We start from the raw sequence: 22,524 nt of genomic DNA on the forward strand, positions 1-22,524 counted from the left end.
AAAACAAGGATACAGACCAAAATTAAGCCTTTAATCTGCATACCTGCTGTATCACTTTGCTGATTTCACCAGGCAAAACTGCTTTTGACCTCGTTGCAACAACCAGTACTGGTGATGCAGCGGCTTTATGTCAGACATCTTCATATCTAGTTGCATCACTTCACCATTGAGCCTTATGGCTTTGGAGCTCAGCAAGTCTCTGGCTTTGCTTTTGGAAGAAGCCAGGCCTGCTTTTTGCACTAACTCCGAAAGTGTCAGGCTCCTTTCTATCTCAACGCAATGTAAAGCATCCAGTTCGAGTTGCTGCAATTCGGCTAAGCTCAGTTGCTGCGGCTGTCCTGTAAACAAGGCTTTCGTAATACGTTCTGCCGAGATCAGCCCTGCCTCGCCATGCACAAAGCGGGTCACCTGCTCTGCCAGAATACGTTGAGCCTGAGGTTTGCTGCCGGAGTTGCGGTCCGTTTGCTCCAGAGCAGTTATCTCGTCACAACTTAAAAAACTGTAGTAGCGCAGCAGGTTATACACCTCTTTATCGTCGGTATTTAACCAGAACTGATAGAAGCTAAAAGGCGAGGTTTTGTTTTTATCCAGCCAGATGGTGCCGGATTCGGTTTTGCCAAATTTAGAGCCATCCGCTTTGGTGATCAAAGGTAAAGTTAAGCCTTCTACTTTGGTATGGTTTAATCTGCGGCACAGATCAATACCTGCCACTATATTGCCCCACTGATCATTGCCCCCTATCTGCAAAGTGCAGCCAAACTTTTGGTTTAACATAGCGAAGTCGTAAGCCTGCAGCAGGCTGTAACTAAACTCTGTAAAAGAAATGCCCTGATCCGGCCGCTCCAGTCGCTGCCGCACTGATTCTTTACGCATCATGGCGTTGACTGAAAAGTGTTTTCCTACATCCCGAAAGAAACTAATCACATCTAATGTCGACAGCCAGTCGGCATTATTGACCAGTTGCAACGGTTCGGATAACACAGGTTGCAGCAGCGCAATGATCTGACTGCCAAGCTGCTCAGTCCAGGCTTGAATGCTTTTTGTGTCGTTTAAACTGCGCTCTGTGGCTTTAAAGCTTGGGTCACCAATAAAACCTGTAGCCCCGCCTATTAAAGCTATTACGTGATGGCCTGCATCCTGAAAACGTTTTAGCATCAACAAAGGCACCAGGTGGCCTATATGCAGGCTGCCCGCTGTAGGATCAAAACCACAGTACAAGCTTTGTCTGCTGCTCAAAAAGTCGCGTAAGAGTTCTGGATTTGAACATTGGGCTATCAGGCCACGCTGGAGCAAGTCGTCCACTAGCTGGGGTTTGCTCACTGCTGTTGTTGTCATTGGCTGCTCTCTTTGTGCATATAAAGTGAAAAGCAGCAGCTTAAAGCTCAGATGCAGAAAAAGGCATGTCCCTAAAGGGATAAGAAAGGCATTTTAGCTGGTCAGCAGATGAGTCAGAAACAACTGGAATAACTCGCTTAATGAGCCGATTTGCAGTTTAGCGTAGATTTTTTTGCGATGGTTTTTGACCGTGCCAGTGCTGATATGCAGCTGCTGGGCTATATCCTCTGAATCAAAACCCTGAAGTAACAAACAGGCAATCTGCTGCTCTTTATCAGTCAGTAACTGCTGGCCAAAACAGGAAAATGCCTGGCTCAGTTGGTGCTGCAAGCCAGTTTTTTCTGACGAAGCGTTGGATACGACAAAGCTGTCCTGACCCCAATGCTGGCGAATGAAAGCGCTGAGCAGGCCTTGCAGTTGTGTCAATTTTTCATAGCTGGTTTGATAACGAGCCTGGTTGGGTTCGCGATAACCGATAAACAGCACAATCCAGCGGTTTGGTCCCAGCTTAAAACTCAGGCAGAACTCATCATGCAGACCGGTCTTTTCGGTAAAGAGCGTCTGGTAGCTTTTACGGGCTTTAGCCGAATCAAACAGATCCTGCAAACGCCATAATCCGTCGTCAGTCGCTTGCTGAGCATGCAGATAAAAAGGGTCTTGCAGGTAGGAATCCATTAAATAGTGATGAAACAAAAACTCACGTTTTATATCTATGCAGTCGTACAAATAAATCGGATGTTTATCTGCTCTGCAGCCCAACAACAGCAGTTGGTCACAGTGCAACTCTGTTTTAAGAAAAGCCGCCAGCCGTTGACTAAAGTCCATGGTCCGGATGCTGCTAACGAGATCAGCCACTGTCTGCCATTCTGTCATTAGGGATAAGTCCTCGCCCAAAATGTAAAAAAGCCGGTGTTCAGACCGGCTTCTTAGCTTACAACATCAATACTGTTGTTACGAACGGGCAGCCAATTCAGCTTGTTGTACTAAATAATCTTCGTATGTACCAGCGAAGTTACGTACGCCGCTGTCCGTCATTTCGACGATACGGGTTGCCAGTGAAGATACAAACTCTCGGTCGTGGCTGACAAAAATCAGTGTGCCTTTGTACATTTCAAGCGCCATGTTCAAAGATTCAATAGATTCCATATCCAGGTGGTTGGTTGGTTCGTCCATGACCAGAATATTTGGCCGTTGCAGCATCAGCTTACCAAATAACATCCGGCCTTTTTCACCACCTGATAACACTCGTGTTGGCTTGGCAATGTCGTCTTGTGAAAACAATAAACGGCCTAAAATACCACGAATCGCCTGTTCATCATCTGAAGGCTGTTTCCACTGGCTCATCCAGCTAAACAGCGTCATGTCTTTTTGAGCGCCTTCAAACTCGTATTCATGGTCCTGAGCGTAATAACCAATATTGACGTTTTCAGACCATTTCACTATGCCTTTTTCAGCGGTTAATTCGCCAACCAGACATTTTAAGAAAGTGGTTTTACCAATACCGTTTGTACCGAGGATCGCCACCTTCTCACCGACTTCAATCGTCAGATCAAGGTTTTTCAATACGTGCAGATCATCAAAGCTCTTGTTTAACTCTGTCACTTCTAAAGCTAAACGGTACAGCTGCTTTTGCTGATCAAAACGGATAAACGGGTTCACCCGGCTGGACGCTTTTACTTCAGACAGGGTAATTTTATCAATTTGTTTAGCACGTGAAGTGGCCTGACGTGCTTTAGAAGCGTTGGCAGAGAAACGACTCACGAAGGTTTGCAGCTCAGCAATTTGAGCTTTTTTCTTGGCGTTATCAGACAATAAACGTTCACGCGCCTGAGTGGCTGCCGTCATGTATTCGTCGTAGTTGCCAGGGTAAACACGCAGCTCGCCGTAGTCTAAGTCAGCCATATGAGTACAAACGCTGTTTAAGAAGTGACGGTCGTGCGAAATGATAACCATAGTGCTGTTACGTTCCGCCAATACTTCTTCTAACCAACGGATGGTGTTGATATCTAAGTTGTTGGTTGGTTCGTCCAATAACATAATTTCAGGGTCAGCAAATAATACCTGAGCCAATAACACCCGCAGTTTCCAGCCTGGTGCTATAGAGGACATTAAGCCAAAATGCTGTTCAACCGGAATACCAACACCAATTAATAATTCGCCGGCACGGGATTCAGCGCTGTAGCCGTCCATTTCGCCAAAAGCGACTTCTAAATCGGCCACACGCATACCGTCTTCTTCGCTCATATTTGGATCAGCGTAAATACGGTCACGTTCTTCTTTCACTTTCCACAGTTCAGCGTGGCCCATAATCACAGTGTCAATAACACTGTATTGCTCAAAGGCAAACTGATCCTGGTGCAACTTAGCCACACGGTGGTTAGGTTCAACAAAAATGTTACCACCACTTGGGTCTAACTCTTTGCTGAGGATCTTCATAAAGGTTGATTTACCGCAGCCGTTGGCGCCAATCAAACCATAGCGGTTGCCGTCGCCGAATTTAACGGAGATATTTTCAAAAAGCGGCTTAGCGCCAAATTGCATCGTAATATTTGCGGTAGAAATCACAGTGTTTTTGATCCAACAAAGAGTCATATATAAGCCGCGCCGACAAGTTTAGCTCGCCAGCACAGCCCCAAAAATAGCGCGCCACTATACGCTTTTTCGACGCTAAACTCAAAGTATCTCTGTGTTTTATGACAAATTTGCCAGAGCTTTCTGCGCTTTAGCCAAAACGTCGACCTAAAGCTATGCAACCCACCACAGTCAAGGCCAATATCCAGTGGATCCACTGCAATGGCTCCGCCAGCAATAGCGCGCACAAGGCCAGCCCGCTAAAAGGCGATAACAGCTGCAATTGACTGACTTTAGCAATGCCGCCTATAGCCAAACCTTTGTACCAGCAGAAAAAGCCAATAAACATGGTAAAGACCGACAGATACCCCAGCGCCAGCCAGGAGCGCAGCGATACCGCCGCGTAATCCGGCTGATAAGCCCAAACCCAGGGCAGCAAGACTGGAATCGACATCACCAGTGCCCAGCAGATCACCTGCCAGCTGCCTAGCTCTTTGGATAAAATAGCCCCTTTGGCATAACTAAAACCGCATAAAAAACTCGCTAACACCAGATAACCATCAGCGAGCTGAAAAGGGCCAGTGCTGTGCTGTAACGCATAAAGCGCAACACAAGCGGCCCCCAGCAGTGCAAAAAGCCAAAAACCAATAGCTGGCCATTGTTTAGTTAAATAAGCGCCAAAAAAGGCGGTAAAAAGTGGCATTACACTGGTCACCAGAATGCCGTGACTGGCCCCTACCTGTTGCAAGGCCAAAGCAGATAACACCGGGTAAGCAAACACAGAACCCAATGCCACTAACGACAGCCCCTGCCACTGTTTTGCGCGAGGTAATTTTTGTCGTGTGATCAGTAGCAGTATCAAAGCCAGCATCGCCGCTATCAAAGCCCTGCCCGCACCAACAAAAACCGGCGGCATATCAAGCACAGCCATTCGAGTTGCAGGTAAACCCGCTGAGAACATCAGCATGCCTAAGCTGCCAAACCATAAGCCTTGCACCAGCGGCTTTTGCCAAAATGGCAAAGCGGTTGAGTTTTGCTCTGAAACAGAAACTGCGGACATAAAAGCTGCTCCCAAAAACTGGCTGGACAGTCAGCCAACTTCGGTTAGTATACAAAGCTAGAGACCATGACAATCAGGACAGTTAGCGCTAAAGCTCACTTGACTGTACAGGTGAAAATTCCATGACAATTGCAGTGACTCAGTGGCAGCTGGATAAAGCCAGCAAAGAAAGTTTTGGCAGTCAGCTTTATTTGCAGGCACAACAAGCCATTCAATCCGGACGCTGGACAGCAGGTGCCCGCTTGCCGTCGATCCGGCTTTTAGCGGCGCATTTAGAGATCAGTAAATTTACTGTGGCAGAACTCTATGAAAAACTCTCTGCCGCAGGTTTTGTCCGCTCTCAGCCTGGCAGCGGTGTGTATGTCAGTCGTTTAACTGAGCAGCAACAGCAACTGGAATCCAGCGCCAGCCAAAGCAGCAGACAACAGGATGTCGCCCTGATGCGTCAGACGCTGCTGCGCGAACCTCATTGGATCAAAGCATCAGCGGGTTGGTTATCGCCGGATTGGATGCCGGATCAGGAAATACGTCAGGCGATGCGGGATTTAGCCCGTCAACCTCAGTCTTTAACCGACTATGGCCCGGCTCAAGGTTATTTCCCGTTGCGCCAGTATTTCACTCAGCGTTTATCGCAGTTATCTATTGCCACAGAACCAGCCCATATTCTGCTGACCTACAGCGCCTCTCATGCCCTTGATTTGGTGTTTCGTTTACATCTGAAACCCGGCGATTGGGTGATGGTGGATGACCCGGGTTTTTATAACTTCTTCGCTTTGCTGCGTTTGCATCAGGTGCAGCTCTTGGTGGTGCCACGCACTAAGGAAGGTCCAGATTTAGCTGTGATGCAACAACTGGTGCAGCAGTATCAACCCAAAGCCTATTTAACCAATTCAGTGCTGTCGAACCCAGTGTCGTTAAGTATCCATCCGGCCCGTGCTTTTGCGGTATTGCAGCTACTGCAACAGCATCAGTGCTTGTTAATTGAAGATGATATCTACGCCGACTTTGAAACCCAGCCGGTATCGCGTTACGCTTCGATGGCGGGCTTTCAATCTCAAAATGGCTTTGAAACCATCTACTTAGGCAGTATGTCGAAAACCTTGTCCGCCGATTTACGGGTAGGTTTTATTGCTGCAGCCCCTGCCACTATTGCGGCCCTGACGGATTTGAAACTGATTAGCGGTATATCTACCTCCAATACTATGGAGCGTCTGGTATACGCGCTATTAACAGGCGGCGGTTATCGCCGTCATCTTGAACAGTTAAAACGTCGTTTACAGCAAGCCCGCAGTCTGGTGTTTTCGAAATTAAAGCAACTGGATTGCCAGTTATGGGCAGAACCTGCAGCTGGTTTTTTATGTTGGGTCAAGCTGCCAGAAGGCGTCAGTAGCAGTATGTTATCGGAGCGTTTACAGCAACGTCAGGTGGTATTAGCGCCTGGTTCGCAGTTCAGCACCCTGCCCGATGCCGATCACTACACCAGACTCAATGTGGCACAGTGCCTGGATGAAGAATTTTGGTTGATATTGGAAGAAGAGTTGAGCTTGCTCAAAGCAATGGCAAAGTAATAAGCAGATTATCGACTTAGGTCGCACTGACAAAACCGTTGTAATCTGACATGGTAAAGAAAAAGGATGCTGAATGGCCAAAACATCAGATAAATCGCCGGCAAAATCGCTGGACTGGAGTGCACTGCTGCAATCCGGTAATCGTATTTTTATTGGCTCACACGCAGCCGCGCCTCAGGCTTTGTTGGCCGATTTAATGGCCCGCAGTAAAAACCTGCATGATATTGAGCTGGTGCAACTGATGGTGCTGGCTGATAACTGCTGGGCAGAACAGCGTTACAGCGATTTATTTAAAATCAATGCGTTATTTATTGCAGGTGACAAAGTGCGTAATGCGGTCGCTGAAGGCCGGGCCGACTATACCCCTTGTTTTTTATCTGAAGTACCAGCGCTGTTTAAAAACGAAATTCTGCCTTTAGACGCCGCTTTAGTGATGGTCAGCCCGCCTGATGCTTTTGGTTATTGCTCTTTGGGTGTATCAGTTGATGCAGTATCAGCAGCTGTGCGCTCAGCGAAAAAAGTTATAGCGCAAATCAACCCCAAAATGCCACGGACCAATGGTTATACCTTTATTCATCAAAGCCAAATTCACGCTTTTATTGAGCAGGAAGAAGAGCTACCAGAACTGCCACCGCCAGTGCTGGATGAAGTCACAGAACGGATTGGCCAGTATGTGTCGATGCTGATTGAAGATGGCGCTACCTTACAGCTGGGTATAGGCAAAATTCCTGAAGCCGTTTTACGTTATTTAGGCAATCACAAAGATTTAGGCGTGCACTCAGAAGTGATTTCCGATGGTGTGATGGAGCTCATCACCAAAGGCGTGATTAACAACAGGAAAAAATCCTTTCACCCCGGCAAAACCGTCACCAGTTTTTGTATGGGCAGCAAAGCTTTATATGACTTTGTGGATGGTAACCCTCATGTTGAGTTTTACCCCAGCGAATATGTCAATTCCCCCACCAATATTGCCCGTAACGACGCCATGATCGCCATTAACAGCGCCATAGAAGTCGATTTAACAGGCCAGGTGGTATCAGATTCCATAGGTCACAGATTTTACAGCGGTATTGGTGGTCAGGTAGATTTCAGCCGTGGCGCGTCAATGAGCAAAGGCGGCAAACCTATTATTGCCCTGCCCTCCACAGCGAAAAATGGCACAGTATCACGTATTGTGGCCACTATCACTGAAGGTGGTGGCGTAGTCACCTCCCGTGGCCATGTGCATTATGTCGCGACAGAATTTGGTGTGGCGTCCTTACGCGGAAAAAGTATCCGCGAACGGGCATTGGAATTAATTCGGGTGGCGCATCCAAAATTCCGTAAACAACTGCTGGATGAGGTTCGTACCCGCTATTGGGTGCCGCATTATCAAAAAGATTACCCCAAAGATGTGACTGAGCTTGGCAAAGTGGGTGTGAAAACTTTAACTATAGCGGGCGAGCAGTTTGATTTACGGGCACTCAACCCGGCAGATGAGCGCCGTTTGCAGGAGTTCTTTTACTCTCATACCAAAGAAACCTTGTTGCTGCGCTACAACCACCACCCCAAACAAATGAGCAGAGAAAAATCCTGTACTTTGGTTAGTGTGGATCAGTCCCGCGATTTAGCGCTTTGTATTGTCAAACAGCAAGGCTCGATACTGGAAATTCAGGCGGTAGGCCGTTATTACCTGAACGAAACCGACAATAGCGCAGAAGTAGCTTTTGTCACCCGCGAACGGCAACATGGCAAAGGCATGGCCAAACGGCTGCTGGAAGAGATGATCCGAATTGCCCGTATGCGCGAACTCAACCGCATGATGGCGTATGTCCGGGCCGACAATAAGCCGATGCAAAAGGTGTTTGAAAAGGCCGGATTTAAACGCATCGCTAGTGGCGATCCGGATGAAGTGTATTTAGAGTTGCTGTTAAAGGCGGCAGAACCAGAGAAGCAGTAAATGAGTTTAGTGATATTCAGTCATGGTCGCTGTTTGTCTTACGATATAGGGCATGATCATCCGGAAGCCGCATCGCGAATACATGCAGTGCAGGACCAGCTATTAAGTTCGGGGCTGGAATATGTGGTGCAGCAACGGGATGCCAGCCCTGCCAGTCGTGAGCAGCTGTGTTTAGCGCATTGTCCGTCCTATGTCGATCATATACTTGATGTAGTGCCAGATAGCGGTCATATCTGGCTGGATGACGATACCCAGGCCAATGCTAAATCGCTAAACGCAGCGTTGTATTCAGCAGGCTCCGGTATCAATGCGGTAGATTTGGTGATGCAACAATCTGACGCACAGGCTTTTTGTTTAATACGCCCACCTGGTCATCACGCTGAATACAAAGCGGCCAAAGGTTTTTGTATTTTTAATAACATCTCCATAGCAGCGGCTTATGCTATGCAGCAGTATGGGTTGCAGCGTGTGCTGATTGTGGATTTTGATGTGCATCATGGCAATGGCACCGAAGATATTTTCCAGCATGATCCCAGAGTGAAGTTTTTCTCTTCCTTTCAGCATCCGTTTTACCCTTACACAGACCCTGTCAGTCATACGCCGTCTATCGTCAAAATGCCTTTAGCTGCTGGCACTACAGGCGCTTTGTATCAGCAGCGTTTTACCGATGAATGGCTACCTTTAATGCATGAATTTCAGCCTGAACTGATATTGGTCTCAGCTGGTTTTGATGCTCATATCGAAGATGATATGGGCCAGATGAAACTGACTGAGCTGGATTATTTATGGTTGGGCCAACAACTCAAGCAACTTGCAGACAGTTATTGCGGCGGTCGTTTAGTTTCAATGCTCGAAGGTGGTTATGAACATAGCCCGCTGGCGCGCAGTGTGGTGAGTTATCTAAAGGGGCAGTTATAACAACCCCTGTGGGCGGGGATAAACCCGCCCCCTACAGTTTCATTGAGCTGTCTATCTGTGTTGCAATCTTTCTTTATACAATCTTTATAACCTCTAGAGACCTAAAGCTATAAAATTTGGCTGTTGTTTCACGCCGGATCAAATTTTATGGCCGCCACTTTGGTGTTGGGTTCTGCAGTAAAAAACGCCAGTCGTTATCTGATGTACCGGGTGCTTGGGCATTTGTTATTGCTGTTGTCGGCGGTCAAGCTGGTGGCTATGGCGGTGTCTATTCTTTATAACGAAAGCAGTTTTTGGGTGTTTCTTGGCTCCGCACTATTTACAGCTTCTGTAGGTTATACGCTGGTGTACAAAGGCCGTGAAGCGAAAGATATTAAGCATCGCCAGTTGTTTTTACTCACCACCTTAAGTTGGCTGTCGCTTTGTGTTTTCTCCGCTATCCCTTTATGGCTGATTGTGCCCAATTGCACTTTAACAGACGCTGTGTTTGAAACCGTCTCAGCCGTCACTACTACAGGTTCTACAGTGCTTGCCGGATTAGATACCATGCCAAAAGGCATTTTATTCTGGCGCGCCGTGCTGAACTGGATAGGTGGTATAGGTATTATTGTGATGGCCATCGCCATTTTACCTGCACTAAAAATCGGCGGTATGCGATTATTTAAAACCGAGAACTCCGATACCTCAGATAAAATTCTGCCCCGCAGTTCTACTTTATCCGCTGCCATTGGCGTTGTTTATCTGGTATTAACTGTCTGTACTATGACTGCCTACTATCTGGCGGGCATGACAGGTTTTGACGCTGTCACGCATGCCATGACTACTGTGGCCACAGGTGGATTTGCTAACTACGATGCATCCTTTGGTCAATTCAAAGACATGCCGCAAATCTTCTGGTTAAGTAGTTTTTTTATGATGCTGGCCGCCATGCCTTTTGTGCTTTTTGTCAGTATCGCCAAAGGCGATAAAACCTCGTTGTGGCGAGACCCGCAAGTACGGGCATTTTTAGCCATAGTAGCATTTTGCAGCCTGCTGCTGACTGTGTATCAAGTGGTGCATAATGACAGAGCCGTATTTGATGCCCTCACCCACAGCTTGTTTAATGTAGTGTCCATTATTACCACCTGCGGTTATGCCTCAGAGGATTACACCTTGTGGGGCAATATGGCCATTATGCTGTTTTTCTACCTGACCTTTGCCGGAGCTTGTTCAGGTTCTACTTCGGGTGGTTTAAAAATATTCCGAATTCAGCTTGCTGCTATGTTATTGGTAAAACAGTTAAAATTGCTGGTGCATCCCAAAGCGGTCTGGAGCCAGAGTTATGGTGGTAAAAAAGTAGATGACCAGTTATTAGGCAACGTACTGGCCTTTTGTTTTATCTATTTTGCTACCATAGCCTTTATCGCTATGGCATTGTCTTTTTGTGAACTGGATTTAGTTACTTCAATCACTGGTGCCGCAACAGCTGTCGCGAACGTTGGTCCTGGTCTTGGCAGCATTATTGGCCCTGCCGGTAACTTCGCGACTTTACCAGATGCCGCTAAATGGTGGCTGAGTTTAGGTATGTTAATGGGACGACTGGAAATTCTGACTTTACTCATTTTATTTACCCCCTCTTACTGGCGCTATTGATATGGCAAAACCACTGCGTGTTTCGTTTTCTTATTTGCCGGAGCTGGCCGGTACTTTACTGGCACCGCTGCTGATAGTGCTGCTGTGTTTACCGCTACGAGACTGGATAAGCCCGACTGACGTTGCCATGTTGCAATTGTTATGGGTGGCATGGCAGGCGCAGCATTATGGCTGGCGCTGGGCCTCGCTGACCACTTTGGTGTCGGTATTAATTTTGAACTGGTGTTTTGTGCCGCCCTATTACACTTTTGATGTGCACGATGCCAGTTTCTTTATCAGCTTTGTGGTGATGGTGGTACTGGGGTTATTAATCAGTTTGTTGTCTGATCAGTCAAAACAGCAGTTAAAACGTTTGCGTTATGCCATGTCACAAACCCGTGGCATGTATATGCTGGCCAAAGGTTTGGGCCAACGCCAAAACTGGTCACAACAATGTGCTTACGCAGCTAAATTATTAAGTCGCCGCTTAGGCGCTACTGTTCAGGTTGTTCAAGAACAGGAACCTACAGCAGTTGCGGAGCAAGCGATTTTGGCTGTTGGATCTCCTGCTTCCGCCTGGATCCTGGTGCCTCCCTGCTTTTTATCAAGTCACGCAACTTTATTGCATACAGCTCAGTCTTTATTAGCGCAAAGTTATGCCCAGCTGGAATTGCGTGAAAAAGCACAACAAGACAGGGTTACAGCTCAACTGGAACAACAAAAAGCTATGCTGTTACGCTCGTTATCCCATGATTTACGTACGCCTTTAGCCACTATTATGGGCGCATCCAGTATGTTGGCAGACCCAGAGCTGCAACTGAGCACAGCGCAGCGTCAACAACAGGCACAGAATATTTACCAGCAAAGCCAGATTTTAAATCAGCATTTTGAAAAAGTGCTGGAGCTGAGCAAAGCCCAACTGACAGGGCATCAAATTCAGCTAACGGATTTCAGTTCAGACGATTTAGTGGCTGGCGCTTTGGCCAGACGAGGTGAAAAAGCCACAGAGTTAACTGCATCTTTGCACTGTAGCGCGGCGGAGTCTTTGTCAGGTGATTTGGAATTACTGGAAATTGCGCTGGCGAATATGCTGGAAAATGCCTTGTATCATGGGGCAGCCCCTTTCGAGTTGCAGATGGGACACAAAGGATCTGCTTTTTACATCCGGCTGACAAATGCTGTGAATGATCAAGCGCCGTCAAACCGGGATAAAGGCCATGGTTTGGGTATCAATATTTGCCGGGCTGTGGCTGGTTTGCATCAGGGTAGTTTTGAATTACAGAGCAGCCCGCAGCTACAGCAAATCACAGCTGTATTGGAGTGGCCACGATGAACAAAGGCACAGCAAAAGATCTCTCTGTCAGCCTGCTGGTGCTTGAAGACGACACCGGGCTACAAAGTTTCTTACAAACCCTGCTGGATAGTCAGGGCTATCAGAGTTTGATCACCGCTCAGGGTAAACAAGGCTTTGCTTTACTCAAGGAGCATAGTTTTGATTTGATTTTACTGGATTTAGGTTTAGCCGATATGGATGGCATTCAGTGGTTGCAGCAACTGCGCAGCTGGTCTGAAGTACCAGTCATTGTGATATCAGCCCGGGGCAAAGAGTTAGATAAAGTTCAGGCGCTGGATAGCGGCGCCAATGACTATGTCACTAAACCTTTTAGCTCAGCCGAGCTGTTAGCACGGGTTCGAGCCACACTGCGACAACAACAAAAAACCGCCAGGCCATTGGCTTTTGCCGACATCAAGCTGGATCCGGTGCAGCGCCTGGTGACCAAAGCCGGTGAAGCTGTGCATTTGACCAAAACCGAATACGATATCTTACTGTTGCTGGTGCGGCATTTAGGTTCAGCGCTGACGCATAACCAAATTTTGCAGCAAGTTTGGGGCGAACATTACCAGGACAGACCTGAGTATATTCGCGTCCATATGGCACAGTTAAGGCAAAAACTGGAAGATAACCCTTCAGCGCCACGGCATCTGAAAACCGAGGCTGGAGTTGGCTATAGGCTTTGTGAGTAGCGGCTCGTTAAAGTCCCTCATCCAGAAAAAATGGTTGCAGCAAAGTTAGTTTCTGGCTAGTTTAAATGACCCATAGGGTCATGACAGCAAAAGCTAAGGATAGTGAATGAAACAAAAGTCTTTGATAGTTTTCGTGTTTTCCATGCTGACAAGCATTCCGGTCAGTGCAATGAACTACGGTTATGTCCATTTAACTGAACTGCAACCTACGCCACAGGACGCTCTGTGGTCACGTATTAAACAAGTGCCCCCGGCCTACCCTGTTGAAATGGCGATGAAAGGCGCAGTAGGTTGTGGCGTTTTTAAAATCAGCTTAGATAAAGACGGCAAAGCTGAAAGCATTGATTTACTCACTTCAGTACCGGCGGCAGCTGAATTTAAATCAGCAAAAAAAGAGCTGAAGAAATGGAAATGGCACAATACGACAGGTAAACCTGACGCACCGGAGCAAAAAATTCTGCGACTGGATTATTGCATGGGTGGCAGTACCGAAGCCGAAGCTATTCAACGTTGTGAGTTACAAGCCAAGGCTGAATGTAAGTGAGTAAGTTGGTGTACATTTAGAGTAGTCAGCGCAGCATACTGACTACTTTTAACATCCGCCCCTATGCCCTTCTTACAAAGTGCCTTTTGTGTACTTCCCTTGCATAAGCCCACAGCTGGATTCAATGCCTGCAGCTTCATCAGCAGATCGTTTATAGTAAAAAAATACAGTTTTTGCGGTGTTTGAATTATCACATTTCGCCTGAAAAGGCACAGGACAGCTGGATAAATAAGTAATCTTGGCCGCTGGCCCGCCCATAGAGACCACAGCTTGTGATAACCCCTCACACTGAGCTTTAAAATCAGCGGCCGCCATTCCTGCATTTTGTATGCAGTCTTTAATATCTAATTTTACCCCCATAAAATCCGCATTGGTTTCAAGCAAACAAGCTTCATTAGCTAAGGCGTGATTGCTCGATAGTAAGAGCGCAAACATCGAGCTTATCAATAAACTTTTTGGCATAGTAAACCTCATCAATAGGACTGTTGATTGGTGTTCTTTGTACATACCCAGAGCCCAAAATACCAGACTGATTCAGCTTCCATGAGTTTGAGGTAAAAAACCAGAAATTTAACGAAAAATAGATCAGATATAGGAGCAAGACTTAAATCAAATTGTTCTCACAAGTCGGCGAACAAGCCGCTGCAGGCAGGTAAAATGACTGCAGCGGCTTGCTTTTAGTAGTGACTGTAGCCCACTTTTGAAACGATGCGCCAGCCTTCATCAAACTTGTACAAACTCAGATAATCCGTGTAAGCCAGTTTGTCGGCTTTGTACACATCCAGTTTGGACACTGCAACAGAACCTGTAACATCAAGCTGCAGAAATTTTCCGGTATAGATGATTTCTGGCGCTGCACCGGCGGCGTTTTCTACGCGCATTTTGGCACCGGCAATCCATTGAGCAATAGTTGTTTTCTCGATATTGCCGTCCTTTAACCGCAACACTTCAAATGATGGATGAAAGCCTTTCTCCATGGCAGAGATATCCACCAGATTCGCAAATCCGTCTATGTAAGCCGATTGGACCACTTGCTGAACAAGCTCTGCATCGGCGCTTTGTGCTGTTGCAGGAATTGAATGAAAGGCGAAAAGTAACGCAACAGAAAGAACTAGTGATTTCATAAGCTATCCTTATTTGTTATATGGTTTACTGCTTGGGTCTAAGAGTTTCAATAAATTGTGCGTCTACCCAGAATATGTCTACGTTTTCATGATTGCCCGGAGCCATATTTCGATTGAAAAAAAGATATTTACCATCCGATGTTACGCTGGCCATTGCTTCCCAGCCTTCGGTATTTATTTTGTCGCCTAAATTAATGGCTTCCCCCCATGTATCATCTTGCTGTCTATAGCTGATATAAAGATCTGAGTCGCCATAACCTCCTTCTCTTTTACTATCAAATATCAGATAAGATTCATCTGCGGCTATGAAGGGATGAAAACTTTTTCCACTATTGATTTCTTTCCCCAGCAGCTTGGGTTCTTCATGTTTGCCATCTACCAATCGTGAATATCGGATATCCCCGGTAAAATCTCGTTTGAATTCATCAAAAAAGTAAGTACCTTTTGAAGATGCTGTAAGGCGCATGATAGGCAATGTGTCGAAAGGAGCACCCAGTTTTTTAACTTCAGACCAGCCAGTCTCAGTGCGCTCCTTGTAACGCTTACCTAAATGCATGGTTTTACCATCTGGCGCGATCAAAGGGGTTCCCACTCTTGGCGAAAAAACTGATTCATGCCACCCATTATTGGTATTTATAAAAACAACCATTTCTTGCTTTTCGCTGACCTTGTTATCTCGAATGAAATAAAACTCATTGAGCTCAGGCGTGAACGCTCCACTAACTTCCCAACCTTCAGTAGAAACAATACCAGGTGCAAAAATTTCTGGCGTTGAACCGGGTGGCTTTTGCCCAAGGTAAGGGCCTGTTAGCACTGGAGATCCGTTTTCTGCATAACTTTCGCCAGCGACAAATAAAGCTGAAAACACCAGAGCCGCTGCCATATAAATACGCTTCATAATTTATCCTTATTAAAGAGCTCAACTTAACTAAACAGGCTTTAAAGTAGTACACATATCGCCACCGTATTGAAGCTTGTTTTCATACTGAGAGTTTCGTTATGGTTGCCCTGATTAAGATGAGCCGAGCTTGGGCCGCTGATGCTTGTGTCTCCAACCTGTTGTGACCAGAGGGTGGGTATTCGGGATAAAGCATTTCTTCCGGCTTGATGCCGTGCGACTATAGCGCCCAATAAATCCGCTTATTTCGTATTATCATTCCAGGGCTGGGGGGACACCCGAAAGCGTTTTATAGCGGCACCGCCAAGCATCCCGATAAATTTTGTTGCCAGGAAAGGAGACTATGCCTCACATCGAATTAGAAAAACCTATAGGGTCAAGTCTGAAAAACCTATAGGGTCAAGTCTTGCCCTGTGCCCCGTCAAATCAGAACCAAACAAAAATGTTCATAAAATCAAAAAATAATAGAAAAACATCACCAATTCATTCACAACTAATGATGTCCCCCTAAAAAATCGGGGCATGGGTCAAGACTTGCCCCCAATACTCTTAGCCGCCATTACGGTTGCCCCGACATAACACCTTGAATCCATTGTTTATAATGATTCAGTCGAACATTACAAGTGACTTGGCCGTATCGCCCTGGTGTTCTGTTCGTACTTTGCAGATCAGTCCAGGAAGTCAAACCGGCTAACAGCCATCCTGTTTTATCCTCAATCAAAACTGGTCCACCGCTATCGCCATTTCCTGATCCGCCTTCAAGAGGTAAAGCATCCACTGAGTTGTCAAACAGATAGCAGATCCATCGGCCATCCGCGCTCGTGACCTTATTGTACGCACGACGAAGTTCAGTACGATGTGGGTCGCTGAATTCATAACCACTCAAACCATTCCCTGTAGCGCCTTTTCCGATAACCTTAACTATTTGTCCGAACTCACTATTGCCACTAAAAATAGACGCAGGTACAACATCGGTGATGGGCTTTGCTAATTTCAGCAGAGCGATGTCATCCGACGAAGCGAGCAGAACCCTGAAAAGCGTCCAATCCCAGGTCGCTAGAGCTTGTTCGAGTAGTTGCTTTGGCGGCGCTTTATAACCGGGATGTATCTCAATACGCTCAACAACTCGAGGTGTACCGCCCACCATGACTTGTTTGATTTCAGCTTGCCATGTGATCGCATGAGCGGCGGTAATAATCCACTGTGGCGCAATTAATACACCATGCCCCTCAACGGGCATGTCCGCCAGAGCTGGAAACTCAGTTGCCTGAATTCGATACTTTGAATCGTCAACGTCGTGTCGAATCACAATGGCGTTTAGGCTAAAAGACAAAGCAAGCAGTGTGAAAAGCAAAACTTGAGGCATTTATATTTCCTTTGATGTTCCCTTCGACGGTTAACTTCTCAATCAGCCGACGCGTCAGCGGTCGGCTGCATTGAGTTGTTAGCATTAGTTGAACCACTCGATTTAAGCTCTTCTTTGACCTCTTCAGTGGCCGACTCTTCTTGTTGCTCAATAAATTGGGAGAAGTTCTCCTGACTAATGAATGGATTGATGGTTTTGTATTTGGCACTGATCCCGCGATTAGAAAACAAATTGTTCTTATGCGGATGATTGGATAGGTTGACTGTTACTGCGGGGCTTTGCGTTGCTATCTTCTTGATGCGAGCCATGCTAGCCATAAACTGCTTGGCAAGACCAGGTTTTTGGAAATTTGCTCCATGCCCACCAACTACAAACGCGCGATATTGCTTGCCTTTATCTTCCACGAAGAAGTCGATGGACAGGTCGCCCTCTGTATGTCCTGGCGTAATATAGAATTTAAACTCTGTATCGCCGACAACAATATTTGAGCTATCCTCGGCGTACGATCCTACAACTGGTGGTAAAAAAACCGCTTTGCCTTTGCTTTTCAGAGCTTGTTCTTTAGCTAATTCAAGCGCTTTTTCCGACATGATGACTTTGGAACCATACAGAGACTGAAGAAACTCTGCGCCACCAACATGGTCGGAATGCCCATGGGTTACAAAAATGTGAGTAACTTTCTTATCATTTAGACCTAGTTTTTTTAAATTGGCAGGTATCCACTTGCTAAATGGAAAATCAAGAGTATCTATGATGACCAAACCGGATGATGTTTCGACAGCATACGAGGAGACCCACTTATCTCCGACGTAGTACAGGTTGCCAAACATTCTGAAGGGCTCAACATACCCATTCTCACCCTTCATTTCTGGAACACCTGCGTCTGCCACAGCGTTCATTGAAATAAATAAGACGAGAAAAACAATATTTTTACGCATATTGACTTCCGAAATGCTAACGATGCGTTCACCGGCTTGTCCTGTGCAACGCTTTGTTAAGAGCCGATGCACCAGAACACATTTTAGCTACAAAGAATTCGATGAGGGAGCCCAGCAAGACCAGAAAGCCCAGCATTGGAACACCAAGAACGAGATACACTTCTGCCCAGTTCATATTCTTTAGTATATGAGTTGCGTCTAATGCCAAGAGCAGCCCATGCTGGAGTACAACTGGCATTTGCAAAATAATATATTTCCCTTTTGGATCACTGATGAACTGTGCCCAAATCACAAAGCCAACTGAAGCAATCAGGTAAAGAGAACAGAGAGCTATCCCTGTTTTGGTGATTCGCATACTTTCCTATTTCCTCTTAATGCAAAGCTTTGGGGCGGCTAGAGCGCAGCGTAAGCCGTCCCAGCCACGACGGTGGCGACAACAGCGCCTTGTTAAATTGTCTAACTTACTTGTGTGTAGCTTCGTAATTAGCCGTATTAAACTGGCTGTTATAATCTTTATTCAACGCTTTTGCTTTAGCAAACACAGCTTTCGCGTCTTCATAGTATCCGGCACTGAAATATCCATGTGCTAAACCATCATATACTTCAGCATGATCTGGATATTTATCAGTCAGGTATCTGAAAAAAAATATTGAATTCTTTGCTTTACCTGCCGCAATAAGTTCTCTGGCTAGATCTGTAATCGTCTTGCCCAGAAATGTTTGATAACCTGCCTTTTCGTAAACAGCCTCAAATTGCGTACCAAATAATTTCTCTCCCAGCTCCTGATATTGCTGATAGGCAAATAATGTTGCAGGCAACTGTACCCTGGCGTATTGCCCTGATACCGCCAAACTTCTTAATCTTGAAGAAAGCTCTTCTGCGACTAAACGATCTGTATTTGCCAACACTACAACCCAAATATCATTAACAAAATCAATTTCAACGGCAGTGCTTAAACCAACTCCACCACCAAATGCCAGCCACTGTCCTTGATCTTTCTGTAGCATTTTCAAAATTTGTAGGCTGTTGTCAGACAATAACTTTTTCTGATTGAATAATTGTTGGTAGACGGCGTAAAGCTCAAATACCGTCAGGTCACCTCCACCATCAGGTGTTTTGTGCTCAAGCATACTTGGATCTACTAACTGCCTTTTCCCTTCGTAATTGAAATGATAAGGAAATGCCGTAGGATCGTGACCTGATTGTCTGATTGCAAGCACGTATCGTGATGGCTGCAATACATTTTTTTCTAGCAGCGTCCAATAATCTTGCCTAGTTACTTTCTCGAGAACAGCGCCTAGTACTATGTAGCCGTAGTTTGAATATTTTCGTTCGGTGCCTGGTTCAAATAACAAAGGCTGGCGCCGCAAAATGTCCAGTTTTTCGGCAATATTAGTATATTTATTTGGGTTCTTCCGGTACTCAGCTGTGAATATGTCAGCAAAACCAGAGCGATGCTCCAACAATTGTTTAATGGTAATCTTCTTTGATTTTGTGTCTGTGAATCCTAAAGAAAACTTATCCAGCGTATCTTCTAAATCCAACAGACCATCGTCATACGCTTGCAGTACCAATATGGCAGTTAGATCTTTTTGAATCGAACCAATATCAAACCTTGTAAGTAAGGTCACTTCCTTTAACTTAACATCATCAGCATATCCTTGGGTTTCTGTGAATATTGGCTTGCCATTTTTTAGCACTAACACAGCACCCGAAAAGCCATAGTGCTGTTTATATTGCACGATAAGATCAGTAAAGCCTGTCTGAGATTCAGCTTTTGCAGTTGCCCAACAGGTACTCAATAAAAGAAGACACATTAAAAAAATTTTCATTACTATCCTTGTACTGATGGTGTTGGCAAAGCAATTTAACGCTTTGCTAAGCGGCGCGCTTTAGCGCGTCCAGTGGAGGCCGTTTTTTGGCCGGAACGAAGCTTGAGCAACTTGTTATGCCTCTTCTAATCTGGCTTTAACACGAACAGCCAAGGCCGCATAATCTTTTGCAATAGCTGTAGTAATATCAGCATCAGTTCGATGAACTGCGTCATTTCTAATACGTCTTAGCTTATCGAGCATTTCTATAATCCCATGACCAAGTGTAGCCACATCTAGATTGTGAAGTTGGATACTCTGAATTCTTTGATAAGGTGGGCTATGAGGGTTTTGGCTTTCAATTCCGTGCCGCCGCGCGTACTCATCCATTGCTTCCTCTATAGATAGCCACGAATCCAAGATCGCTCCTCGCGGGCTGTCCTCGGCAAGCCTTCCAAATCTTTCCTGTTCTGGCGTTTTCTCAGCGACTGATTTACTTAATATTTTATCCGCGCTTTTCACTGCATCACTGACTTCACCGGCAAGATCAATTTCAGAATCCTTATGTTTGATTTTTTTAATGCGTCCAAGCAAACTTGAAATTTCACTTCTCAATAAAATTACAATTACGATCGTTGCGATTGGCCACGCCAAAGCAGTAATGGAATTCGATATAAAAGTTAGATTATCCATACTTCCTCAAAGGCATAACGCAAAGCTTTGGGGCGTCTGGAGCGCAGCGTAAGCCGTCCCAGCCCGCGCAGCGGGCGAACAACATGCGTTTGTTAGCGCTCATGCCCAACCTAGCCATTTAACTAAACCGGCCGCGGCAACTACTGCGACTATACCGCCAACCCAGCTAACTACTTTTAAAGAAGGTGACCAACGATTGGCTTTGAACCCCGGCGGCCCTTTTATAAACGAGTGAGTTACATCATCACCAGCTCCGGCGATATCTTCCGGATCATAGCCGCCACCAACACTTACGAAAAATGCACCTGAATCTGAGCTATTCAAATGGTCAATTTTTTCGCGATCTTTTCTATTGATCTCGTCCCTCTCAACCTCGTCAGATTTTGCAGTAAGAATAATTTGAACTGAGCGGAGGGTTGTAGGTGAAACCAGATCATTGCCGGAGAAAAATGATACGCCCTTTTCGTAAGGTGTGATGAACTGACTATTCAGGTCATTTTTAGAAAGATCAGAGAATAGGACTCGACTCGATTCCTCAGACTCTAATTTCGCGATTACATGATAGAAAGTCATATATTCTTCCGTGCGCTAACGTTTGGTTAAGGGGCGGGCTTTAGCCCGTCCCAGTGAGCGAAGCGAACGGTTTGAACCAATTGTTAGGCTTAGGCTAAATTATTGGCTGGTAAGGAAAGTTCTTAAGCTCACTTTCTGTACATTGAGATTTTAGATTGATTTCAGGCTCTTGGTAACTGCCGCCGTCAAGAATTTCATACTTTTTCATGCTTATTAATGTGTTTTCTCTAAGGTTAACTAAAACCGAATATCCGGTGTTTACCCAGGCTGCAGGGTTGTATGTGCTGTCGTGAAATTTAATGCTCAAGTAATAAGGAAGATATGACTCGTCGTGATACCAAGAACCGGATGCTATTACAGTGTTGATTTTATTTGTTTTTAGAAGGCTGCTAAGGCACGCAGGAAATAGAAGGGATTTCCCACCGATGTGTAATTCTAGTTTGGCAACAGATGCGGATGCGCTCTCATTGGAGAATTCAATATTTAGCTTTGCTGCACCAAACTCTGGAGGTATTCCGGATATTGAGCCGTCAACACTTATCAGTAGTGAAGTGTCCTCGTGAGCTGAAGCAATGTTATTGAATATAAAAATTGCTATGAGGCTTGCGATGATTTTTTTCATAGGGCCTAACACCCCACTTAGGGGCAAAAACGCTTGGGCTAAAATACAAGCGAAGCGAGACAGCTCATGTGTTTTTGTCCCAGCGAACGCAGTGAGCGACTACAGTGGTTTGTTATGCGCTTCGTAAACTTTGTTCTGAAGGGCAGATTTAAAGGAATTAAAATCTTCCTCGGTTTTGAAACACCTCTTCGGGAAAATATGATACAAAAATCCGGATACTTGCAGTAATAGGAAGGGGCCAGCAATTGTGACTTTACCAAGACCTTCCCATCTATTAAGCGTCTCATTTGCTGTTGTTTTTTCAAATAAGCCTTCATCTCTGAGTTCGTATTCATGAACACCTAGAATGCCGTTTAAGGTATTCGAACGTAACAAAATTGAACCAATACAAAACAAGAAGTATATGCCGATTGCAGCAAGTCCAGATAGAAATGCACCGACAATAGAAATCATCCATTTCTCTTGTGTGTTTGGTAGACCTGCTTTCCAAAATACAATAGCTAATACAATAGCTACAATAATAGAAAAATATTTATACATGTAAGATGTTGTAACCATAAATCTTAAGTTGAACTTTAAAAGATCTATTCTCGAAATATCCGTCGTTACTCTCATATCATTCCTTTCGCATAACTTTTTAGCGTCTTATCCGGCGTTCACGACGGATAAGAGTCTGTTGAACGGTGGGTGCGCTCTTTATTGGTACATCTGATGCTAATGGAATTTGTATATTTAGGGAACAGCTGCTTGCAAGATTATTTTGGACAATCTGATGCAGTCTTTCACAGTGTTGCTGCCATTTCGTATCTGATAACCTGTTTATTCTATTGATCATTCGCCACTATTCAGATCAGTTGGCAATACGTTGCCGTCCCGACTATCAAGGCTGATATTTTCTCCGCAAAGAACCACCCTGCTTTCAACTATC

The 22,524-nt window shown here is 45.5% G+C and carries 22 protein-coding genes; 7 read left to right on the top strand and 15 right to left on the bottom strand.

Annotated features, from left to right (window positions below):
- Nucleotides 1-51: 51 nt before the first annotated feature.
- From tyrS to P3C17_RS19555, 4 genes are all read right to left on the bottom strand, one after another.
- Nucleotides 52-1,335, bottom strand: a complete 1,284-nt coding sequence (gene tyrS, locus P3C17_RS19540) for a tyrosine--tRNA ligase (RefSeq protein WP_300930986.1) — start codon at nucleotides 1,333-1,335, stop codon at nucleotides 52-54.
- 93 nt (nucleotides 1,336-1,428) lie between these two features.
- On the bottom strand, nucleotides 1,429-2,208 hold the full coding sequence (locus P3C17_RS19545; protein ID WP_300930987.1) for a helix-turn-helix transcriptional regulator: 780 nt from the start codon (nucleotides 2,206-2,208) through the stop codon (nucleotides 1,429-1,431).
- A gap of 78 nt (nucleotides 2,209-2,286) precedes the next feature.
- Nucleotides 2,287-3,900, bottom strand: a complete 1,614-nt coding sequence (locus tag P3C17_RS19550; RefSeq protein WP_300930988.1) for an ABC-F family ATPase — start codon at nucleotides 3,898-3,900, stop codon at nucleotides 2,287-2,289.
- A gap of 157 nt (nucleotides 3,901-4,057) precedes the next feature.
- The gene (locus P3C17_RS19555; protein ID WP_300930989.1) at nucleotides 4,058-4,966 is read right to left on the bottom strand and encodes a DMT family transporter; all 909 of its coding nucleotides are present in this window, start codon (nucleotides 4,964-4,966) and stop codon (nucleotides 4,058-4,060) included.
- 122 nt (nucleotides 4,967-5,088) lie between these two features.
- Here P3C17_RS19555 and P3C17_RS19560 point away from each other — a divergent pair, with 122 nt between their 5' ends.
- The 7 genes from P3C17_RS19560 to P3C17_RS19590 all read left to right on the top strand — a co-directional run bounded on the left by P3C17_RS19560 (nucleotide 5,089) and on the right by P3C17_RS19590 (nucleotide 13,571).
- Nucleotides 5,089-6,534 (top strand): PLP-dependent aminotransferase family protein, encoded by a 1,446-nt coding sequence (locus tag P3C17_RS19560; protein ID WP_300930990.1) that lies wholly within the window; start codon nucleotides 5,089-5,091, stop codon nucleotides 6,532-6,534.
- Nucleotides 6,535-6,607: 73 nt separating this feature from the next.
- Entirely contained in the window at nucleotides 6,608-8,473 is a 1,866-nt protein-coding gene (locus tag P3C17_RS19565) for a GNAT family N-acetyltransferase (protein ID WP_300930991.1), read from the top strand.
- Complete coding sequence (locus P3C17_RS19570) at nucleotides 8,474-9,391, top strand: histone deacetylase family protein (protein ID WP_300930992.1); 918 nt, start codon at nucleotides 8,474-8,476, stop codon at nucleotides 9,389-9,391. It begins immediately after the preceding gene.
- Nucleotides 9,392-9,538: 147 nt separating this feature from the next.
- Nucleotides 9,539-11,023, top strand: a complete 1,485-nt coding sequence (locus tag P3C17_RS19575) for a TrkH family potassium uptake protein (RefSeq protein ID WP_300930993.1) — start codon at nucleotides 9,539-9,541, stop codon at nucleotides 11,021-11,023.
- 1 nt (nucleotide 11,024) lies between these two features.
- Nucleotides 11,025-12,335 (top strand): DUF4118 domain-containing protein, encoded by a 1,311-nt coding sequence (locus tag P3C17_RS19580; protein ID WP_300930994.1) that lies wholly within the window; start codon nucleotides 11,025-11,027, stop codon nucleotides 12,333-12,335.
- The gene (locus tag P3C17_RS19585; protein WP_233080867.1) at nucleotides 12,332-13,027 is read left to right on the top strand and encodes a response regulator transcription factor; all 696 of its coding nucleotides are present in this window, start codon (nucleotides 12,332-12,334) and stop codon (nucleotides 13,025-13,027) included. Before P3C17_RS19580 ends, P3C17_RS19585 begins: the two co-directional genes overlap by 4 nt.
- 106 nt (nucleotides 13,028-13,133) lie before the next feature.
- Nucleotides 13,134-13,571, top strand: a complete 438-nt coding sequence (locus P3C17_RS19590) for an energy transducer TonB (protein WP_300930995.1) — start codon at nucleotides 13,134-13,136, stop codon at nucleotides 13,569-13,571.
- A 72-nt stretch (nucleotides 13,572-13,643) separates the two neighbouring features.
- Here the strand turns inward: P3C17_RS19590 and P3C17_RS19595 are convergent, their stop codons facing one another.
- From P3C17_RS19595 to P3C17_RS19645, 11 genes are all read right to left on the bottom strand, one after another.
- The gene (locus tag P3C17_RS19595; RefSeq protein ID WP_300930996.1) at nucleotides 13,644-14,033 is read right to left on the bottom strand and encodes a hypothetical protein; all 390 of its coding nucleotides are present in this window, start codon (nucleotides 14,031-14,033) and stop codon (nucleotides 13,644-13,646) included.
- Between the two features lie 215 nt (nucleotides 14,034-14,248).
- Nucleotides 14,249-14,695: a nuclear transport factor 2 family protein gene (locus tag P3C17_RS19600; protein WP_300930997.1), complete on the bottom strand. Its 447-nt coding sequence runs from the start codon at nucleotides 14,693-14,695 to the stop codon at nucleotides 14,249-14,251.
- 25 nt (nucleotides 14,696-14,720) lie between these two features.
- Nucleotides 14,721-15,593 (bottom strand): hypothetical protein, encoded by an 873-nt coding sequence (locus P3C17_RS19605; protein ID WP_300930998.1) that lies wholly within the window; start codon nucleotides 15,591-15,593, stop codon nucleotides 14,721-14,723.
- Nucleotides 15,594-16,152: 559 nt separating this feature from the next.
- The gene (locus P3C17_RS19610) at nucleotides 16,153-16,959 is read right to left on the bottom strand and encodes a trypsin-like serine protease (RefSeq protein ID WP_300930999.1); all 807 of its coding nucleotides are present in this window, start codon (nucleotides 16,957-16,959) and stop codon (nucleotides 16,153-16,155) included.
- Between the two features lie 38 nt (nucleotides 16,960-16,997).
- Entirely contained in the window at nucleotides 16,998-17,897 is a 900-nt protein-coding gene (locus P3C17_RS19615) for an MBL fold metallo-hydrolase (protein WP_300931000.1), read from the bottom strand.
- Nucleotides 17,898-17,925: 28 nt separating this feature from the next.
- The gene (locus P3C17_RS19620; RefSeq protein WP_300931001.1) at nucleotides 17,926-18,252 is read right to left on the bottom strand and encodes a hypothetical protein; all 327 of its coding nucleotides are present in this window, start codon (nucleotides 18,250-18,252) and stop codon (nucleotides 17,926-17,928) included.
- A 106-nt stretch (nucleotides 18,253-18,358) separates the two neighbouring features.
- The gene (locus P3C17_RS19625) at nucleotides 18,359-19,729 is read right to left on the bottom strand and encodes a serine hydrolase domain-containing protein (protein ID WP_300931002.1); all 1,371 of its coding nucleotides are present in this window, start codon (nucleotides 19,727-19,729) and stop codon (nucleotides 18,359-18,361) included.
- 114 nt (nucleotides 19,730-19,843) lie between these two features.
- A complete protein-coding gene (locus P3C17_RS19630) occupies nucleotides 19,844-20,401 on the bottom strand; it encodes a hypothetical protein (protein WP_300931003.1) in 558 nt (185 codons plus the stop codon).
- Nucleotides 20,402-20,500: 99 nt separating this feature from the next.
- Nucleotides 20,501-20,974, bottom strand: coding sequence for a hypothetical protein (locus P3C17_RS19635; RefSeq protein WP_300931004.1), 474 nt, complete (start codon nucleotides 20,972-20,974; stop codon nucleotides 20,501-20,503).
- Between the two features lie 94 nt (nucleotides 20,975-21,068).
- On the bottom strand, nucleotides 21,069-21,596 hold the full coding sequence (locus P3C17_RS19640; RefSeq protein WP_300931005.1) for a hypothetical protein: 528 nt from the start codon (nucleotides 21,594-21,596) through the stop codon (nucleotides 21,069-21,071).
- Nucleotides 21,597-21,695: 99 nt separating this feature from the next.
- Nucleotides 21,696-22,211, bottom strand: a complete 516-nt coding sequence (locus P3C17_RS19645) for a YcxB family protein (RefSeq protein ID WP_300931006.1) — start codon at nucleotides 22,209-22,211, stop codon at nucleotides 21,696-21,698.
- Nucleotides 22,212-22,524: the final 313 nt, after the last annotated feature.

Source organism: Rheinheimera sp. 1928-s (assembly GCF_029269265.1).
In the GTDB taxonomy this organism is placed as follows: domain Bacteria; phylum Pseudomonadota; class Gammaproteobacteria; order Enterobacterales; family Alteromonadaceae; genus Pararheinheimera.

What these genes read in the sequence shown, in the direction of transcription:
- P3C17_RS19580 (WP_300930994.1), top strand. Translation starts at nt 11,025, where the DNA reads ATGGCAAAACCACTGCGTGTTTCGTTTTCTTATTTGCCGGAGCTGGCC.
- P3C17_RS19645 (WP_300931006.1), bottom strand. Translation starts at nt 22,211, where the DNA reads ATGAGAGTAACGACGGATATTTCGAGAATAGATCTTTTAAAGTTCAAC.
- P3C17_RS19615 (WP_300931000.1), bottom strand. Translation starts at nt 17,897, where the DNA reads ATGCGTAAAAATATTGTTTTTCTCGTCTTATTTATTTCAATGAACGCT.
- P3C17_RS19620 (WP_300931001.1), bottom strand. Translation starts at nt 18,252, where the DNA reads ATGCGAATCACCAAAACAGGGATAGCTCTCTGTTCTCTTTACCTGATT.
- P3C17_RS19635 (WP_300931004.1), bottom strand. Translation starts at nt 20,974, where the DNA reads ATGACTTTCTATCATGTAATCGCGAAATTAGAGTCTGAGGAATCGAGT.
- P3C17_RS19630 (WP_300931003.1), bottom strand. Translation starts at nt 20,401, where the DNA reads ATGGATAATCTAACTTTTATATCGAATTCCATTACTGCTTTGGCGTGG.
- P3C17_RS19595 (WP_300930996.1), bottom strand. Translation starts at nt 14,033, where the DNA reads ATGCCAAAAAGTTTATTGATAAGCTCGATGTTTGCGCTCTTACTATCG.
- P3C17_RS19565 (WP_300930991.1), top strand. Translation starts at nt 6,608, where the DNA reads ATGGCCAAAACATCAGATAAATCGCCGGCAAAATCGCTGGACTGGAGT.
- P3C17_RS19625 (WP_300931002.1), bottom strand. Translation starts at nt 19,729, where the DNA reads ATGAAAATTTTTTTAATGTGTCTTCTTTTATTGAGTACCTGTTGGGCA.
- P3C17_RS19575 (WP_300930993.1), top strand. Translation starts at nt 9,539, where the DNA reads ATGGCCGCCACTTTGGTGTTGGGTTCTGCAGTAAAAAACGCCAGTCGT.
- P3C17_RS19600 (WP_300930997.1), bottom strand. Translation starts at nt 14,695, where the DNA reads ATGAAATCACTAGTTCTTTCTGTTGCGTTACTTTTCGCCTTTCATTCA.
- P3C17_RS19610 (WP_300930999.1), bottom strand. Translation starts at nt 16,959, where the DNA reads ATGCCTCAAGTTTTGCTTTTCACACTGCTTGCTTTGTCTTTTAGCCTA.
- P3C17_RS19640 (WP_300931005.1), bottom strand. Translation starts at nt 21,596, where the DNA reads ATGAAAAAAATCATCGCAAGCCTCATAGCAATTTTTATATTCAATAAC.
- P3C17_RS19555 (WP_300930989.1), bottom strand. Translation starts at nt 4,966, where the DNA reads ATGTCCGCAGTTTCTGTTTCAGAGCAAAACTCAACCGCTTTGCCATTT.
- P3C17_RS19570 (WP_300930992.1), top strand. Translation starts at nt 8,474, where the DNA reads ATGAGTTTAGTGATATTCAGTCATGGTCGCTGTTTGTCTTACGATATA.
- P3C17_RS19585 (WP_233080867.1), top strand. Translation starts at nt 12,332, where the DNA reads ATGAACAAAGGCACAGCAAAAGATCTCTCTGTCAGCCTGCTGGTGCTT.
- P3C17_RS19560 (WP_300930990.1), top strand. Translation starts at nt 5,089, where the DNA reads ATGACAATTGCAGTGACTCAGTGGCAGCTGGATAAAGCCAGCAAAGAA.
- P3C17_RS19545 (WP_300930987.1), bottom strand. Translation starts at nt 2,208, where the DNA reads ATGACAGAATGGCAGACAGTGGCTGATCTCGTTAGCAGCATCCGGACC.
- P3C17_RS19590 (WP_300930995.1), top strand. Translation starts at nt 13,134, where the DNA reads ATGAAACAAAAGTCTTTGATAGTTTTCGTGTTTTCCATGCTGACAAGC.
- tyrS (WP_300930986.1), bottom strand. Translation starts at nt 1,335, where the DNA reads ATGACAACAACAGCAGTGAGCAAACCCCAGCTAGTGGACGACTTGCTC.
- P3C17_RS19605 (WP_300930998.1), bottom strand. Translation starts at nt 15,593, where the DNA reads ATGAAGCGTATTTATATGGCAGCGGCTCTGGTGTTTTCAGCTTTATTT.